The sequence below is a fragment of the Xanthomonas prunicola genome, from assembly GCF_002846205.1.
Taxonomy (GTDB): domain Bacteria; phylum Pseudomonadota; class Gammaproteobacteria; order Xanthomonadales; family Xanthomonadaceae; genus Xanthomonas; species Xanthomonas prunicola.
On the sequence record NZ_PHKV01000003.1, the window covers coordinates 195,188 to 211,570 of the forward strand.

At 64.1% G+C, this 16,383-nt stretch carries 15 protein-coding genes; 8 read left to right on the forward strand and 7 right to left on the reverse strand.

Annotation, left to right across the window (positions count from 1 at the left end; genetic code table 11):
- Window positions 1-12 precede the first annotated feature (12 nt).
- On the forward strand, window positions 13-492 hold the full coding sequence (locus XpruCFBP8353_RS10865) for a glycine zipper 2TM domain-containing protein (protein ID WP_101363257.1): 480 nt from the start codon (window positions 13-15) through the stop codon (window positions 490-492).
- Window positions 493-734: 242 nt separating this feature from the next.
- Here the strand turns inward: XpruCFBP8353_RS10865 and XpruCFBP8353_RS10870 are convergent, their stop codons facing one another.
- Window positions 735-950, reverse strand: coding sequence for a cold-shock protein (locus XpruCFBP8353_RS10870; protein WP_003483561.1), 216 nt, complete (start codon window positions 948-950; stop codon window positions 735-737).
- A gap of 225 nt (window positions 951-1,175) precedes the next feature.
- Between XpruCFBP8353_RS10870 and XpruCFBP8353_RS10875 the strand changes: the two genes are divergently transcribed.
- Both XpruCFBP8353_RS10875 and XpruCFBP8353_RS10880 read left to right on the forward strand, forming a co-directional pair.
- Window positions 1,176-1,661, forward strand: coding sequence for a DUF456 domain-containing protein (locus XpruCFBP8353_RS10875; protein ID WP_101363258.1), 486 nt, complete (start codon window positions 1,176-1,178; stop codon window positions 1,659-1,661).
- 258 nt (window positions 1,662-1,919) lie between these two features.
- Window positions 1,920-3,053, forward strand: coding sequence for a phospholipase A (locus XpruCFBP8353_RS10880; protein ID WP_101363259.1), 1,134 nt, complete (start codon window positions 1,920-1,922; stop codon window positions 3,051-3,053).
- Window positions 3,054-3,339: 286 nt separating this feature from the next.
- Here XpruCFBP8353_RS10880 and XpruCFBP8353_RS10885 read toward each other — a convergent pair whose 3' ends face one another.
- Both XpruCFBP8353_RS10885 and XpruCFBP8353_RS10890 read right to left on the reverse strand, forming a co-directional pair.
- A complete protein-coding gene (locus XpruCFBP8353_RS10885; protein WP_101363260.1) occupies window positions 3,340-3,975 on the reverse strand; it encodes a glutathione S-transferase family protein in 636 nt (211 codons plus the stop codon).
- A 135-nt stretch (window positions 3,976-4,110) separates the two neighbouring features.
- Window positions 4,111-5,628 (reverse strand): fumarate hydratase, encoded by a 1,518-nt coding sequence (locus XpruCFBP8353_RS10890; protein ID WP_101363261.1) that lies wholly within the window; start codon window positions 5,626-5,628, stop codon window positions 4,111-4,113.
- Window positions 5,629-5,910: 282 nt separating this feature from the next.
- Here XpruCFBP8353_RS10890 and XpruCFBP8353_RS10895 point away from each other — a divergent pair, with 282 nt between their 5' ends.
- Both XpruCFBP8353_RS10895 and XpruCFBP8353_RS10900 read left to right on the forward strand, forming a co-directional pair.
- The gene (locus tag XpruCFBP8353_RS10895; RefSeq protein WP_101363262.1) at window positions 5,911-7,791 is read left to right on the forward strand and encodes an ABC transporter ATP-binding protein; all 1,881 of its coding nucleotides are present in this window, start codon (window positions 5,911-5,913) and stop codon (window positions 7,789-7,791) included.
- A gap of 218 nt (window positions 7,792-8,009) precedes the next feature.
- Window positions 8,010-8,789 (forward strand): ferredoxin--NADP reductase, encoded by a 780-nt coding sequence (locus XpruCFBP8353_RS10900; protein WP_046963441.1) that lies wholly within the window; start codon window positions 8,010-8,012, stop codon window positions 8,787-8,789.
- Between the two features lie 178 nt (window positions 8,790-8,967).
- Here XpruCFBP8353_RS10900 and XpruCFBP8353_RS10905 read toward each other — a convergent pair whose 3' ends face one another.
- Window positions 8,968-9,453 (reverse strand): glutathione peroxidase, encoded by a 486-nt coding sequence (locus XpruCFBP8353_RS10905; protein WP_101363263.1) that lies wholly within the window; start codon window positions 9,451-9,453, stop codon window positions 8,968-8,970.
- A 237-nt stretch (window positions 9,454-9,690) separates the two neighbouring features.
- Between XpruCFBP8353_RS10905 and XpruCFBP8353_RS10915 the strand changes: the two genes are divergently transcribed.
- Window positions 9,691-11,865: a M3 family metallopeptidase gene (locus XpruCFBP8353_RS10915; RefSeq protein WP_207759624.1), complete on the forward strand. Its 2,175-nt coding sequence runs from the start codon at window positions 9,691-9,693 to the stop codon at window positions 11,863-11,865.
- A gap of 442 nt (window positions 11,866-12,307) precedes the next feature.
- On the opposite strand, the gene XpruCFBP8353_RS10920 is transcribed toward XpruCFBP8353_RS10915, so the two are convergent.
- Both XpruCFBP8353_RS10920 and XpruCFBP8353_RS10925 read right to left on the reverse strand, forming a co-directional pair.
- Window positions 12,308-13,021, reverse strand: a complete 714-nt coding sequence (locus XpruCFBP8353_RS10920) for a hypothetical protein (RefSeq protein ID WP_101363266.1) — start codon at window positions 13,019-13,021, stop codon at window positions 12,308-12,310.
- Between the two features lie 102 nt (window positions 13,022-13,123).
- A complete protein-coding gene (locus tag XpruCFBP8353_RS10925) occupies window positions 13,124-14,416 on the reverse strand; it encodes a S8 family serine peptidase (protein ID WP_243391096.1) in 1,293 nt (430 codons plus the stop codon).
- Window positions 14,417-14,534: 118 nt separating this feature from the next.
- On the opposite strand from XpruCFBP8353_RS10925, the gene XpruCFBP8353_RS10930 reads away from it, so the two are divergent.
- Both XpruCFBP8353_RS10930 and XpruCFBP8353_RS10935 read left to right on the forward strand, forming a co-directional pair.
- A complete protein-coding gene (locus tag XpruCFBP8353_RS10930; protein ID WP_101363267.1) occupies window positions 14,535-15,035 on the forward strand; it encodes an RNA polymerase sigma factor in 501 nt (166 codons plus the stop codon).
- Window positions 15,032-15,781 (forward strand): anti-sigma factor family protein, encoded by a 750-nt coding sequence (locus tag XpruCFBP8353_RS10935; RefSeq protein ID WP_108723534.1) that lies wholly within the window; start codon window positions 15,032-15,034, stop codon window positions 15,779-15,781. The genes XpruCFBP8353_RS10930 and XpruCFBP8353_RS10935 overlap by 4 nt, the downstream gene beginning before the upstream one ends.
- A gap of 91 nt (window positions 15,782-15,872) precedes the next feature.
- Here XpruCFBP8353_RS10935 and XpruCFBP8353_RS10940 read toward each other — a convergent pair whose 3' ends face one another.
- Entirely contained in the window at window positions 15,873-16,373 is a 501-nt protein-coding gene (locus XpruCFBP8353_RS10940; RefSeq protein ID WP_101363268.1) for a MarR family winged helix-turn-helix transcriptional regulator, read from the reverse strand.
- Window positions 16,374-16,383: the final 10 nt, after the last annotated feature.

Below are 16,383 nucleotides of genomic sequence, written 5' to 3' on the forward strand. Positions count from 1 at the left end.
CGGAGAGATCTCATGAAGACCCGACTGCTCGTCATTGGCCTGGCTGCAACCGCGACCCTGGTTGGCTGCGCCACCTCTCAGCCGCAGTACGGCAGCTATCGCGGCGACCGCGGTTACGACCAGGGCTACTCGCAGACGCAGCGTTGCGTGGATTGCGGCATCGTGACCCGGATCGACGAAGTCGCCCCGACCCGCTCTGCACCCACCGGCACCGGCGCGGTCCTCGGCGGCATTGTGGGCGCTGTGGCCGGCCGCCAGATTTCCAAGGATACCGGCGGTAGCACGGGTAACAAGAACGTCTCGGCGGTTGCCGGCGCTGCTGCCGGTGCGCTGGCGGGTAACGCGATCCAGAACAACGTCACCAGCTCCAGCTTCGACGTGCAGGTGCGCATGGACGACGGCCGCGTGATCGTGGTGAACCAGCGCGACCTGGCCGGCGTGCGCGAAAACGCATATGTCCGCGTGGTCAACGGCAAGGTCGTGCTGCGCTGATCCATGCGTGTCTGCGGCGGCGGTATCGCCGCCGCATCGCCAACTCGCGATGCGGCGCACCCAAAGCAAATGTCTCAACGTGCTTCGGGCTGGCGACGCGCCAGGTGTGGCAACAAACGCCCGGACCGGACCCGCACTTCACCCTACCAACTGAGTGCGGCGAGACAACGAGACCGAGACAACAGAAAGGCCCGACCACGGGCCTTTCTGCTGTCTGCATGATGCGCCTTACGCAAGGGGCCTCAGACCACCTGCACTGCGTCAGCCTGCAGGCCCTTCTGGCCTTGCACGACCGTGAAGCTGACCTTCTGACCTTCCTTGAGGCTCTTGAAGCCCTGGATCTGGATCGCGCGGAAATGGACGAAGACGTCTTCGCCATTTTCGCGGCTGATGAATCCAAAGCCCTTGGCATCGTTGAACCACTTCACGACACCATTCTCGCGTTCGATGTTGGACATCTCGACTGACTCCCTACGACACTGTGATGGACTGGTGGTGGCTGTGATTGCAAGGAGGAAGCGAGGTACAAGGATGTAGCGGATCGGACGATCTACCGCATCAGGCCACGATTCACGGTGACCTTTGCAAACAGCAGCGGCTGCAACTTAACCCGCACAAAACCAATTTTCAAGCACCTCTCGCACCTTTCTGTCAAGCCTGAAATAGGACATTCCTAAGCCATCATGGACACCACCGTCGTTTACTACGTCCTGGCTGCAGCGCTGGTGCTGATCGGCCTGGCTGGCGTGATCCTTCCTGCCCTGCCAGGCCTGCCATTGGTGTTCGCCGGCCTGTTGGTTGCGGCCTGGACCGATAATTTCACCCATGTCGGCTGGGTCACGCTGGTCGTGTTGGGACTGATCACTGCGCTGTCGTTCCTCATCGACTTCTTGGCCACGCTCTACGGGGCGCAGCGCGTGGGGGCCAGCAAAATGGCGTTGTGGGGTTCGGTGATCGGCGGCATTGCCGGCATTTTCTTCATGCCGATCGGTCTGTTTGTCGGCCCGTTTGCTGGCGCATGGATCGGCGAGTACTACCAGACGCGCAAGACCGGCCAGGCCACCAAGGTCGGCATCGGCACCTGGGTGGGCATCATGCTTGGCACCGCCACCAAGCTGGCGCTGGGTCTGTGCATGCTCGGCGTGTTCGCCATCGGCTGGTTTTTGTAGGGCTTTCCAAGCGCCTGACGGTGGCGCACGCGGCTTGCCTCGAGCATCGGCGTAGTAACCGAGCAGGTTCTTCGCCTGACCCGCATGACAAGCGTGCCAGACGCACACCTGCAGTCCCCGGGCAACGTGCAAAGACGCCCTGGCGAAACGGCCCGATCGAATGTTATGCCGCCGTGTACACACTGCGCATGCAGACGCGACCGTTAAGCTACGCGCCTGACGCGCCTGCCTGGCGCCCTTACCTCGGCCAGACCGCTCATGTCCAAGCACCGCACCCGCCCTTTGATGTTGATCGCCCTGGCCACTGCGCCATTGGCGCATGCGCAGGAAATCGCACCGCAGCCGGCCTCGCCGCAAGCCTGTACCTCGGTCACGTCCGATGCCGCGCGTCTTGCCTGTTACGACAAGGCGCTGGGCTACACCCCGCAGCTGACTGCGGAGGCGGATGCCGCAGCGCAATTGGCCAAGCAGAAGGAAGCCAAGTCCGACGACACGCGTGCGATCAGCCGGGGCGGCGATTTCTTCCGCGCCGACGGCCAGGACCAACCGAAAGAAGAAGCGGTGGCCAATGCCGGCCGCGGCTCGTTGCTGGATCGACGCTGGGAACTGGCCAAGGACTCCAAGCTGGGGACCTTCCAGCTGCGTGGCTACAAGCCGGTGTATCTGTTGCCGGCGTTCTGGACCAGCGACACCAACCGCACCCCGCAGTCGCCGAATCCGGCTAACTCGGTCAACACGCCGCAGCAACTGGACAGCACCGAGCTGAAGTTCCAGCTCAGCTTCAAGACCAAGGTCGTGGAAGATCTGTTCGGCGACAACGGCGATATCTGGATGGGCTACACCCAGAGCTCGCGCTGGCAGGCCTACAACGCCGATGCGTCGCGCCCGTTCCGCGAGACCAATTACGAGCCCGAAGCGATGCTGGTCTTTCGCAACAACTACAGCATCTTCGGCTGGAAGGGCCGCATGAGCGGCATCAGCCTCAATCACATGTCCAATGGGCGTGCCGACCCGCTGTCGCGCTCCTGGAACAGGGTGATCCTGAACTTCGGACTGGATCGTGAAAACTGGGCCCTGACACTGCGCCCGTGGTTCCGCATCAAGGAAGACCGCGCCGACGACAATAATCCCGATATCGAGGATTACATGGGCCGGGGCGACGCAACGCTGGTTTACAACAAGGACGGCCACGAATTCGCGCTGATCGCACGCCATTCGCTGCGCGGCGGCGACCGCTCGCATGGCTCGGTGCAGCTGGATTACGGCTTCCCGATCACCAACCTGTTGCGCGGCCATGTGCAAGTGTTCGATGGCTACGGCGAAAGCATGATCGACTACAACCACAAGGCGACTTACATCGGCCTGGGCGTGTCGTTGCTGGAGTGGTTTTAAGCGCGATGGAATCCGACAGGCGCGGATATCGGCTGATTTCCAGCATGCACCAGTGGTCGCCGGCAGCATGCGCTGGAGTTAATCCATAAAATCGCATGCGTTAATCCAATAGAAAAGCCGGCATGTGCGCATGCCGGCTTTCTTGTCTGGCACCACATGCCGACAGACACTTGGCCCGCCCTGCCACAGCAACATCGTGTAGCAGAGGCCTTCTTGCGAACGGATCACACCTCGAAGAAATGCACCTTGCCGTCCTGCACAGCATCTCGCAGTACGCGAGGTGGACTCAGGTCCAGTCCGTCAGGCCTTCCCGGCGATAGGTTTCCTGAAAAGCCGGGCGCGCCTTCATCAGGGATGCGTGCGCTTGCAGCGCCGGCCAGGTATCGGTCGGGCGTGGCATGTTGCGCGACCAGCGCATCAGCATGGTCAACATGAAATCGGCTGCCGACACGGTGTGTCCGAGCAGATAGGGGCCATGGATCTGCAGATGCGCATCGACCTGGGCCCAGGCCGCTTCGAGTTTGCAGCGGGCTTGAACCTGCGCAGCCTCGGCATGCTCGGCACCAGCCGGTTCGCTCGGGTAGAACCAGGCGCGGTATGCCGGCTGCAATGTGTTGGCGCAGAAGAACATCCATTTGTAGTACGCCGCGCGTTCGGGTGTTCCGAGCGCGGGGGCCAGCGTTGCCTGTGGATGCAGGTCGGCCAGCTGAAGCACGATTGCCGCGGCCTCGGTGAGCACTTGCCCGTCCAGTACCAGCGTGGGCACCACGCCGGCGGGATTGATCGCCAAGTACTGGGGCGATTTGTGCTCGCCGCGTTCGAAATCCAGCGGGTGCAACGCGTGCGGCACATCCAGTTCGATCAGCAGCCAATGCACCACAAATGCTGCGGTGCTGGGGGTGTGGTAAAGCGTCGTCGCCATGCAGATTCCTGAGTGTGAGCGCCTACGCAAGCTACTACACAGCCGCCTGGTGGAGGCGGCTGATGCGCTGAGTCGACTGCAATGCGGCTACTGCACGCCGCCTGACGACTGCTCGCGATGTGGTGCCAACCACTCTTATTCCACCACCACCGGGATCTTGCCGATGCGCGACTGCCACAGCCGGGGGCCGGTCTTGTGCACCGACTCGCCGGTGGAATCCACCGCGACCGTCACCGGCATGTCCTTGACCTCGAATTCGTAGATCGCCTCCATGCCCAGGTCTTCGAATGCCAGCACGCGTGCGGCCTTGATCGCCTTGGACACCAGATACGCCGAACCGCCGACCGCCATCAGGTACACGGCCTTGTTGTCGCGGATCGCATCGATGGCCGCATCGCCGCGCTCGGACTTGCCGACCATGCCGAGCAGGCCGGTCTGTTCCAGCATCTGGCGGGTGAACTTGTCCATGCGCGTGGCGGTGGTCGGGCCGGCCGGGCCGACCACTTCGTCGCGCACCGGGTCGACCGGGCCGACGTAATAGATGAAGCGGTTGGTGAAGTCGACCGGCAAGGTTTCGCCCTTGTTGAGCATGTCGATCATGCGCTTGTGCGCAGCGTCGCGGCCGGTCAGCAGCTTGCCGTTGAGCAGCACCACCTCGCCCGGCTTGAAGCTGGCCACTTCCTCGCGGGTGATGGTGTCCAGGTTGACCCGGCGCGCGTTGGTCGGGTTGTAGGTGAGCTTGGGCCAGTCTTCCAGCGACGGCGGCTCCAGCATCACCGGGCCGCTGCCGTCCAGGGTGAAATGCGCATGGCGGGTGGCGGCGCAATTGGGGATCAACGCCACTGGCAGGTTGGCGGCGTGGGTCGGGTAATCCTTGACCTTGATGTCCAGCACCGTGGTCAGGCCGCCCAGGCCTTGCGCGCCGATGCCGAGCGCGTTGACCTTTTCATAGAGTTCCAGCCGCAGTTCTTCGGCGCGATTGGAGGCGCCGCGCGCCTGCAGGTCGACGATGTCGATCGGCTCCATCAGCGCCTCCTTGGCCAGCAGCATCGCCTTCTCGGCGGTGCCGCCGATGCCGATGCCGAGCATGCCCGGCGGGCACCAGCCGGCGCCCATGGTCGGCACGGTCTTGAGCACCCAGTCGACGATGGAATCGGACGGGTTGAGCATGGCGAACTTGCTCTTGGCCTCCGAGCCGCCGCCCTTGGCCGCGACGATCACCTCAACGTGGCCGCCCGGCACGATTTTGGTGTTGACCACTGCCGGCGTGTTGTCTTTGGTATTGGTGCGCTTGCCGGCCGGGTCGGCCAGCACGCTGGCGCGCAGCTTGTTGTCGGGGTGGTTGTAGGCGCGGCGTACGCCTTCGTTGACCATGTCTTCCACGCCCATGGTGGCGTCGTCCCAGCGCACGTTCATGCCGATTTCCAGGAACACGGTGACGATGCCGGTGTCCTGGCAGATCGGGCGGTGGCCTTCGGCGCACATGCGCGAATTGATCAGGATCTGCGCGATGGCGTCCTTGGCGGCCGGCGATTCTTCGCGCTCATAGGCGGCGGACAGATTCTTGATGTAGTCGACCGGGTGGTAGTAGCTGATGTACTGCAGCGCATCGGCGACGGACTGGATGAGGTCTTCCTGCTTGATCGAGGTCACGGCTGGCTCTACGGCTGGCGGGGGTGCAATCGGGCTATTTTAGAGCAAACAGCAAGCGCATCCTGGCGGTGCGTCTCTCTGTGCGATTCACCGGGGCGCGATGTCGCCCTTCGTCGACGCACTGCTGCACTGGTGTTGCGGGGCGTGGCAAGCGAAGAATCCGCTCACCGGTGCCGGTGCAGCGGCGGGCGGTACGCCTGGCGCACCAATGGGAAGGCACGCATCCGACCCTGCCCCTTGCTCAACACCCTGCGCCCACGCCGCGGGCGGCACACTACTGAGATGTCAACTTCCCGTTCCGGCGCCACTGCGCCTGCCGCTCCCCGTACCGGCCCCACCCTGCGTGAGCGCCTGGATGCGCTGCGTAATCTGCCCCCGTTCCTGCGCCAGATCTGGCAGACCAGCCGCTGGCTGAGCGCCAGCAGCATCGGCTTGCGCGTGCTGCGTGCGCTGATGCCGGTGGCCTCGCTCTACATCGGCAAATTGATCATCGACGAGGCGATTCACCTGGTCGGCCAACCGCCGGCGTTCGAGTCGCTTACCCAGGCCTTGGGGAGCGGCCGCCTGAACCGCCTGCTGGAATTGCTGGCGCTGGAACTGGCGCTGGCGATCGGTTCGGACCTGCTCGGCCGGCTGGTCGGCTACGCCGATGCCTTGTTGTCGGAGCTGTTCAACAACGCCGCCAGCGTGCGCCTGATGGAACATGCCGCGCAGCTGGATCTGGAGGATTTCGAAGACCCCGACCGGCAGGACAAGCTGGATCGTGCGCGGCGCCAGACCATGAACCGCATGAACCTGATGAGCCAGCTGTTCGGGCAAGTGCAGGACGCCATCACCGTGGTCAGCCTGGCGGTGGGCCTGGTGGTGTATGCGCCGTGGTTGATCGTGCTGCTGGCGGTCGCGCTGATTCCGGCCTTCATCGGCGAGGCGCACTTCAATGCATTGGGGTATTCGCTCAACTTCCAGTGGACACCGGAGCGCCGCCAGCTCGATTACCTGCGCCAGGTCGGCGCCAGCGTGGAGACCGCAAAAGAAGTCAAGATCCTCAACCTGCATCGCTTCCTGATCGCGCGCTACCGTCGGCTGGCCGACAAGTTCTTCCAGGCCAACCGCGCGCTGGCACGCAAGCGTGCGATGTGGGGCGCGCTACTGGCCGCGCTGGGCACATTGGGCTACTACATGGCCTACGGCTATATCGCCTGGCGCACGGTACGTGGCGATTTCAGCATCGGCGATCTGACCTTTCTGGCCGGTAGCTTCCTGCGCCTGCGTCAGTTGCTGGAAGGCTTGCTGATCGGTTTTTCCCAGGTCGCAGGCCAGGCGCTGTACCTGGACGACCTGTATTCGTTCTTCAGCATCGTGCCGGAAATCCGCTCGCGCCCAAACGCATTGCCGGTGCCGCGCCCGATCCGCCAGGGCTTCGTCTTCGAGGATGTGGGCTTCCGTTATCCGGACGCCGAGCAGTGGACGGTGCGGCACCTGGATTTCGAACTGCGCGCCGGCGAAGTGCTGGCCCTGGTCGGCGAAAACGGCGCCGGCAAGACCACCCTGGTCAAGCTGCTGGCGCGGCTGTACGACCCGGACGAAGGCCGCATCCTGCTCGATGGGCAGGACCTGCGCGACTACGACCTGGACGATCTGCGCGCCAATCTGGGGGTGATTTTTCAGGACTTCGTGCGCTACCACCTGAGCGTGGGCGAAAACATCGGCGTCGGCCAGGTCGATGCGATGAACGATACGCCGCGCATCCAGGCCGCAGCGCAGCGCGCGATGGCCAGCGAGCTCATCGACAGCCTGCCCGACGGCTACAACCAGCTGATCGGGCGGCGTTTCAAGAACAGCGTGGATCTGTCCGGCGGGCAATGGCAGAAGATCGCCATCGCCCGCGCCTACATGCGCGATGCGCAGCTGATGATCCTGGACGAGCCCACCGCCGCGCTGGATGCGCGCAGCGAATTCGAGGTGTTCCAGCGCTTCAAGGAACTGTCGGACAACCGCACCGCGGTGCTGATCTCGCACCGCTTTTCCAGCGTGCGCATGGCCGACCGCATCCTGGTGCTGGCCGCCGGCCGCATCGAGGCCAATGGCACCCACGAAGAACTCATGGCGCAGGGCGGGCGCTATGCGGAGCTGTTCGAGTTGCAGGCGGCGGGGTATCGGTGAGGCCGGGAATCGGGAATCGTTAAAAAGCGGCGTTCCCGCCCTCTGATCGGGGCTGAGCGTCTTGCCTCGGAGGCATCCGGGGTCCTTATGCAGCTGCCCCGATTCCCCATTCCCCATTCCCCATTCCCCATTCCCCATTCCCGGCCAAATGAGATCCTCTCTCATTTGGCCGGCTTGAGGTAGAATTGGCCGGTACTCTTCCCACGACACTTACCGGTATGTCTTCCGCTTTTGGCGCCGAAACGGTGCTTGAGGTCCGTCACTGGACCGATGCCTACTTCAGCTTCACCACGACCCGCGATGCCGGTTTCCGTTTCGAAAACGGGCAGTTCGTGATGATCGGTCTGGAAACCGAAACGCGCCCGCTGCTGCGTGCGTACTCGATCGCCAGCGCAAATTGGGAAGAACATCTGGAGTTCTTCAGCATCAAGGTGCCGGACGGCCCGCTGACCTCGCGGCTGCAGCACATCAAACCGGGCGACAAGGTCCTGGTCGGCAAGAAGCCCACCGGCACGCTGCTGATCAGCGACCTGCACCCGGGCCGCAACCTGTATCTGTTGGGTACCGGTACCGGCCTGGCGCCGTGGCTGTCGATCATCAAGGACCCGGAAACCTACGAGCGCTTCGACAAGGTGATCCTCACCCAGGGCGTGCGCTTCGTGCAGGATCTTGCCTACCGCGATTACTTCGAACGCGAGTTGCCGCAGCACGAATTCCTCGGCGATCTGCTGCGCGAAAAATTGCTGTACTACCCGGCGGTCACGCGCGAAGCCTTCGCGAATCAAGGCCGTTTGACCGAGCTGATGGCCGATGGCCGCATGCAGCAGACACTCGGATTGCCGACGTTGGATCCGGCCAACGACCGCTTCATGATCTGCGGCAGCCCGCAAATGCTGGCCGACCTGCGCAGCCTGCTGGACGCGCGCGGCTTCCAGACCTCGCCACGCATCGGCACGCCGGGGCATTACGTGTTCGAGCGCGCCTTCGTCGAGAAGTGATGCGGCACACGGCAGTGCTGTTATTGCATCCTCGGAGGAGCCACCTGGGCGCGACCGAGCAGTCCCGGTAACGCCTCATCCTCGGCATAACGCCTCATCTCCTCGGTAAAACCGCGTCGCGCCCGGGTGCGCTCCTACGGTCTGGGCTGGTTGAAAAGTTGGGCATGCGCGCGCGGCATCACGCGGCCAGCGCGCGTTCGATGTCCGCGACCAGGGCCTCCGGCCTGGTGGTCGGTGCGTAGCGCTCCAGCACGGCGCCGTCGCGGCCGATCAGGAACTTGGTGAAGTTCCATTTGATCGCTTCGGACCCAAGCAGGCCGCGCTGTTCGTGCTTGAGCCATTGCCACAGCGGATGCGCACCGCTGCCGTTGACCTCGACCTTGGACGACAGCGGAAAATCCACCGCGTAGTCGAGCGAGCAGAATTGGCGGATCTGCACCGCATCGCCCGGCTCCTGATGGCCGAACTGATCGCACGGAAATCCGATCACCACCAGCCCGCGCTCGCGGTAGCGCTGCCATAAGGCCTGCAAGCCGGCGTACTGCGGCGTAAAGCCGCATTTGGATGCCACATTCACCACCAGCAGCACCTTGCCGGCATAGTCGCGCATGGTCTGCGTGCGGCCGTTGAGGTCGGTGAATTCAAAGGTGGAGAGATCGCTCATGCCGGGCTCGGTCGTTCGGAGGAGTGCCAGCGTAGCGCAGCTGTTGGAGTGCGGTACTGCCGTCGTCCAGTGTGCTCAGCAGCCCGTCCACATTGCCGCCGCCGATTCGGTCGCGCTCGCCTCCATCGACCACGTTCGCCCATTGGCGCATGTTGACCTTGCAGCCATGCCTTTTGTCACACGCCTGTCCCGGCAGGCTGGGTTAGCCTCGGCGGCTCGCACTTTGGAGCTACCTTCTTGACCACCCGTCTCGCTTTTGCCCTGGCCGCTTCCCTGGGACTTGCCATGCCGTCCTACAGCATCGCCGCACCCGCGACCACGCAGGCTGCCACCCAAGCCAACCCCTTCTTTGCCGACAGCACGCTGCCGCTGCATTACCCGCAGTTCGACAAAATCACCGACAGCGACTTTGCACCGGCCTTCGACGCCGGCATGGCCGAGCAGTTGAAGGAAGTGGACAAGATCGCCAACCAGAACGCCAAGCCGAGCTTCGACAACACCCTCATCGCGCTGGAAAAGAGCGGCGCCACGCTCGACCGCGCCACCACCGTGTTCTTCAATCTGGTCGGTGCCGACACCAACGACGCACGCAAGAAGCTGCAGGCCGACTACTCGGCCAAGTTTGCCGCGCATCGCGATGCGATCTCGCTCAACGGCAAGCTGTTCGCGCGCATCCAGACCTTGTACGACCAGCGCGCCAAGCTGGGCCTGGACGCACAAAGCCTGCGCCTGGTCGAGAAGTACTACAGCGACTTCGTACGCGACGGCGCCAAGCTCTCCGATGCCGACAAGACCACGCTCAAGGCGATGAATGCCGAACTCGCCAACCTGGGCACCACCTTCAGCCAGAACGTGCTGGCCGAGGTCAACGCCGCTGCAGTGGTGGTGGATGACGTCAAGCAGCTCGATGGTCTGTCCGAAGAGCAGATTGCCGCTGCCGCCGAAGCCGCCAAGGCGCGCAAGCTCGACGGCAAGTACGTGATCGCGCTGCTCAACACCACCGGCCAGCCGCCGCTGACGCAGCTGAAGAACCGCGAACTGCGCAAGAAGATCTACGACGCCTCGGTGTCGCGCGGCAGCCACGGCGGTCAGTACGACAACACCGCGCTGGTGTCGCGCATCATGAAGCTGCGCGCCGACAAGGCCAAGCTGCTCGGCTTCCCCACGTATGCCGCGTATTCGCTGGAAAACCAGACCGCCAAGACCCCCGAAGCGGTCAACGCCATGCTCGGCAAGTTGGCGCCGGCTGCGGTGGCCAACGCCAAGCGCGAGGCCGCCGATCTGCAGGCGATGATCGACAAGGAACAAAAAGCTGCACGCAAGCCGACCTTCAAACTCGAAGCCTGGGATTGGGCCTACTACAGCGAGAAGGTGCGCCAGGCCAAATACGACTTCGACGAATCCCAGCTCAAGCCGTACTTCGAGCTGAAGAACGTGCTGGAAAACGGCGTGTTCTATGCGGCCAATCAGGAATACGGCCTGACCTTCAAGCAGCGCACCGACCTGCCGACTTACCGCGACGACATCACCGTCTATGACGTGTTCGACGCCGACGGCAAGCAGCTGGCGATCTTCATTGCCGACATGTATGCGCGCGAATCCAAGCGCGGTGGCGCCTGGATGAACTCCTACGTATCGCAGTCGGATCTGACCGGTTTCAAGCCGGTGGTGGCCAATCACCTCAACATTCCAAAGCCACCGGCCGGCCAGCCGACGTTGCTGACCTGGGACGAAGTCACCACCATGTTCCATGAGTTCGGCCATGCGCTGCACGGCATGTTCTCCGACGTCAAATACCCGTATTTCTCCGGCACCAGCGTGCCGCGCGACTTCGTCGAGTTCCCCTCGCAGGTCAACGAGATGTGGGCCGACGAGCCGTCCATCCTGAAGAACTACGCCAAGCATTATCAGAACGGCTCGCCGATGCCGCAGGCACTGCTGGACAAGGTGATTGCCGCGTCCAAGTTCAATCAGGGCTTTGCCACTACCGAGTATCTGGGTGCGGCAATGCTGGATCAGAACTGGCATCAGGTCAGCGCCAACCAAGTACCGGACGCCGCTGGCGTGATGGCATTCGAAGCCAAGGCGCTGCAGCAGGACGGCATCGCCTATGCACCGGTGCCGCCGCGCTACAAGACGCCGTATTTCAGCCACATCATGGGCGGTTACGCAGCGGGCTATTACGCCTACATCTGGTCGGAAGTGCTGGACGCCAATACCCAGCAGTGGTTCAAGCAGCACGGTGGTCTGAGCCGCACCAATGGCGATCGTTTCCGCAAGACTCTGCTCTCGCGCGGCGGTAGCGTGGATGCGATGGAGCTGTTCCAGAACTTTGCCGGGCATGCGCCGCAGATCGAGCCGCTGCTCGAAAAGCGAGGCCTGACCGAGACAGCGGAAACACCAAAGCGCTGAGTCCAAAGCGGCTGGCGATGATGCATCGTTCGCTGGCCTGCTATCAACGCTTGCCCCCTCTCCCGCCTGTGGGAGAGGGGGAAACGGGTGTTTGCGTGTGAATCCCACCGATCGCATGCAGCGCACTGGCCCAGCATTCCCAGATCGGCGCTTGATCGCAAATTTCGCCGATGCGATCTTCTGCTGGGCACGGAAGGCACCCCGAAGGGCGGATAAAAGCGACTCCCGCAGTGATGTGGTTATGCGCCTTGTCGGCTTGTCGGGCACGTGCACAGTACCGCCATCGGCACAGGTGCGATTGACACGCCCAGTGCGCTCAACTCAATGGCACTTCGCTCATTGACGCTCCCCACAAACAACAGCGGCGCCCGGTGAACCGGGCGCCGCTGAACTGCCTCTGCAGCAACGACCACGCATCTGTCTTTCACGGACTCAGGTCAGGTTACTGCCCCTGACTCGAAGCGCTGGTGTCGACGCCAGCACCGACCGAACCGCTGGCATTGCCCTGTCCATTCCCGGCTTGCACAGCACCAGACCCGGATGCGCTGGCCCCGCCCGACACCCGCGCCGACGACGGGCTCATGTTGGCGTTAGCAGTGTGCGAGGCGCTTCCGCCGGCTGCACCACTCCCGCTCAGCGCCGGAGTGCCTAGCGTGCCGGCATGACTGGAGGCAGCGGCTCCTTGAACCGTCTGCATGCCAGCCGAGCCAGTCGCGCGGGCAGCCGTCTGCGCGCTGCCGACAGCACTGTTCGCGCCGCTATGTGCCATCTGCGCGGTGTTACGCGCTGTCGCTACGCTACTGGCGGCCGTTGTCTCGGTCATGGTCTTTGCCCCCATGGCGGCATCGCCGGCGGCATCCTTCGTCGCCGAGGCGGCGGCGGCACCGCGCGCGGCGGTCCGCTGCGCTGCGCCACGCACATGCCGCGACTGCGCATCGATCGCACGCTGCCCGTGGTCGAGCGTAGACCCTGCGTCCAGAGTGCCAGCGCCGCCCACGTTACCGCCAAGCGTCGCACCGCCCACCCCACCGACGGTGCCGCCCACCGTCCCGGTGAGTCCGCCGGCACCGCCGAGTGCCTGTGCGCCCGCCAGCCCGGGGCCCAGCGCCAACACCGCAGCCATCACCGCACTGGAGATCAAGGTCGTGTTCTTCATCGCTATCTCCTTCGCTGCCGCAGCCAATCTGCGGCCTCACCCAGCCATACGAACCGAACGCAAGCGCTCATCCCGACCTGGCCTTACGCAGACAGGAAGCATTCACCGCTCCGGGGCTCGCTGCAGGGGGAGCTCTTCGCCCAGCACACCGTAGCCATACACCGGGTCGACGCCGCTCGCCCCAAGGTCGTGCGCGCTGCGTTGCAACTGTGCACGCAGCGCAGCAGCGGCCTGAGGATCGGGCTGCGCGAGGGATTGCGCCGCGATCCGCGCCACCAGCGGCGCAGCGAACGAGGTTCCGCGCTGCCGTTTCCACTGCCCTTGCGGCGCGGCGGCAAGGATGTCGCCGATCGCGGCAAACACCACCTGGGTACCGCGCCCGGCCTCCGGCAGGACACGCAGCCGCGTGTCGACCGCAGTCACGCCGATCACACCGGGATAGGAGGCCGGATAAAGCGGCGGCGCCGCCGGTCCATCGTTGCCGACGGCCGCCACCAGCAAATGACCGCGAGCCACCAACGCGGCCACCGCACGTTCCAGCAGCCGGTTAGGTGCCCCGACCAGGCTGATATTGATCACCGCAACGCCTTGCTGCGCCATCCAGGCCAACGCAGCGACCAGTTCGACCGCTGCACCGTCGCTGGATGTACCGCAATACAGATCGGCCGCGAATAAAGTGCGCGCGATGGGACCATGCGTGACCGCGCGTCCGGCCAACAGCGATGCCACCGCAGTGCCGTGGACCTGAGGGCGCGCGCGTCCATCGCACCCCCAGCGCTGGACCTGCACACCGACCAGCGCAGGATGCCCCGCGTCGACACCGCTATCGATCAGCCCCACCCGAAACCCCGCCGCCGTATCGGTCTGAGCCGAACCGGCAGGCGCCTGGACAGCGGGCGCCTCGCCGGCCTGGGACTCGCTATAGAGATGGTTGTAGACATACTCGCCCTGGGGGTCGAGCTGGCGCAGCCGCTGCATCGCCTGTTGCGTTGCCAGACCCGACGGCGCACGCAACACCACCACGCGCAACCCGAGCGCATCGAAGCCGCGTTGCTCTGCGACGACGAAACCGGCTGTCTGCGCTGTCTGCAAGGCCGCTGGACCCGGCGCCAACGCCACGATCTGACCACGCATCACGATCGCGCCATCGGCATCGCGATCCAGATCGCGCGGCCGCGCACGTACAAGCGCATCCAGGCGCAGCCTGCGCAACCGCCGCAGATCGCCCTGCGCTTGCTGCAACGCGCGATCCGGCGCAGCCGACAGCGGCGGTACGGCTTGCGTCACGTCGTTCGCCAGCCCCCCGACAGAGGGCAACGCAAGTTGCGCCGACACCGGCTGGCCGACAGCCAGTAGTGCAAGCCAGCACCAGCGCGTGCCCCGGATTTTCGCCATCGCCCACCCCACCATGGTCGCTTGTTGCATGCCATGCCACACTAATCGCGCCTCGCAGACGCACCGTGAACGCTTACAGCGTGCACGGAAGAAAACCACCTTGCCAGACGTATAGCTGATGAATGAGCTTGACCCTGTGGCGCCCGTCAGCGACGGCATCTGTGCACTGCTACCGCGACTCAGGCGTTTCGCGCGCGCGATTGCCGGCCATCCTGCCGATGCCGACGATCTGCTGCAGGTGGCGATCGAACGGGCTTTGCGTCATTGCGCGCAGTGGCGGCCGGAAACGCCGCTGCAATATTGGCTGTTTGGCATCATCCGTCATGCCTGGCTCGATGAAGTTCGCGCGCAGCGGCGCAGACGCCAGCTGTTCGTCAGCGCCGCAGAAGGAGAACAGGTAGGCGACAGCCCGATGGAGCGCCAGCAGGAGTGGATGGCGGTACAGACGGCGATGGCGCAGTTGCCCGACGAGCAACGGTGGCCGATCGCCTTGGTGTTGATCGAGGGATTGTCGTATCGGGACGCCGCTGCGGTCCTGGAAATCCCGATCGGCACCCTGACCAGTCGCCTGGCACGCGGCCGCGAAGCGCTACAGGCGTTATTGGAGGAAACCCCGTGAAGGACATCGACCAATCCAGTCTGCAGGCGTACGCAGACGGCGCGTTGACACCGGATCAGGCCGAACGCGTCGAAGCCGCGCTCGCGACCGATCCGCAGCGGGCTGCGGAGGTGCGTCAGTTGCAGCAGGTGAAAGCGCGACTGCGTAACGGCTATGCATCGGTGCTCGAGGAACCCATCCCGGCGCACTTGCTGGATGCGGTGCGACAGCGCCCACCGACCTCGCCGCAGAGCTCTGTCATCACGGCCACCGTCCCTACTAAAGCGCCGGTGCCTGCAATGCGGCGGCACGCAGCGCGGCGTTGGGCTGTGCCCGGTTCGATCGCGGCCGCGCTGCTGATCGGCCTCTGGCTGTGGCAACGTCAGCCGCCGCAGCCTGCGCCGTCTGCCGTGTTGGCCGAGCAAGGACACGACGCCAGCGGTGCACTTGCGCTGGCACTGGACCGCCAGCTTTCAGGCGAGCAGCAGGACGAGGTTCGCATGGGCCTGAGTTTTCGCGCGCGCGATGGCCACTATTGCCGCAGCTTTTCACTGAAATCCAGCCACGCTGGATTGGCTTGCCGTCAGGGCGAGCGCTGGCGCATCGAAGTGGTTGCGCCGATGCAGCCGCAAGGCAACGACAGCGAGTTGCGCATGGCCTCCAGCACACTGCCGACCGCCTTATTGGATGCCATCGACGCGCGCATCGACGGCCAGGCCCTCGACGCCGAAGGCGAGCGCAATGCGCGCGCGCGCCAGTGGCGTTAAGCCGCGCGCCCAATGCGGCCTGGCGCAAGCGCATCGTGCACCTGCAGTCAACCGCGAACCGCACGACAGTGGTCGCCCGGTCCGGAAGGACTCATTCGGAAATCGCGTCCACGCTCTCCAGCAGCTTCTTCAACAGCTTTTCCAAACGCAGCTGTTCGGCTTCACTCATGCTCGCGGTTTCTGCATTCACCAGCGTGCAGACATCGGGCAAGAGGCTTTCGATCAAGGCCAACCCGGCAGGCAGCAGCGTCAGTACGATCTTGCGCCGATCGTCTGAGCTGCTGGCACGCATAATCAGCCCCTTCTCGCATAGCTGATCGGTCAGCCGGGTGATGTTGGCCGGTTTTTCGCTGGCGGCTTCGGCCACCTCGGTCGGCGTGATCGCTTGCTCCGACGTGCCGTAGAGCATCATCAGAATCTCGTATTCGGGCGGACTGATGCCATATGGCCTGAGCAGTGCACAGGCCTGCGTGTGCAGTCGCTTGTAGAGATGCTTGATCAGTCTCACCAGCACTGCCGGCTCCCGCGGGAACGCTGGATAACGCACGCAGGTATGGTCCACGCGCCTTGCGGTTGGATCGAAACTACTCATATCACCCGTT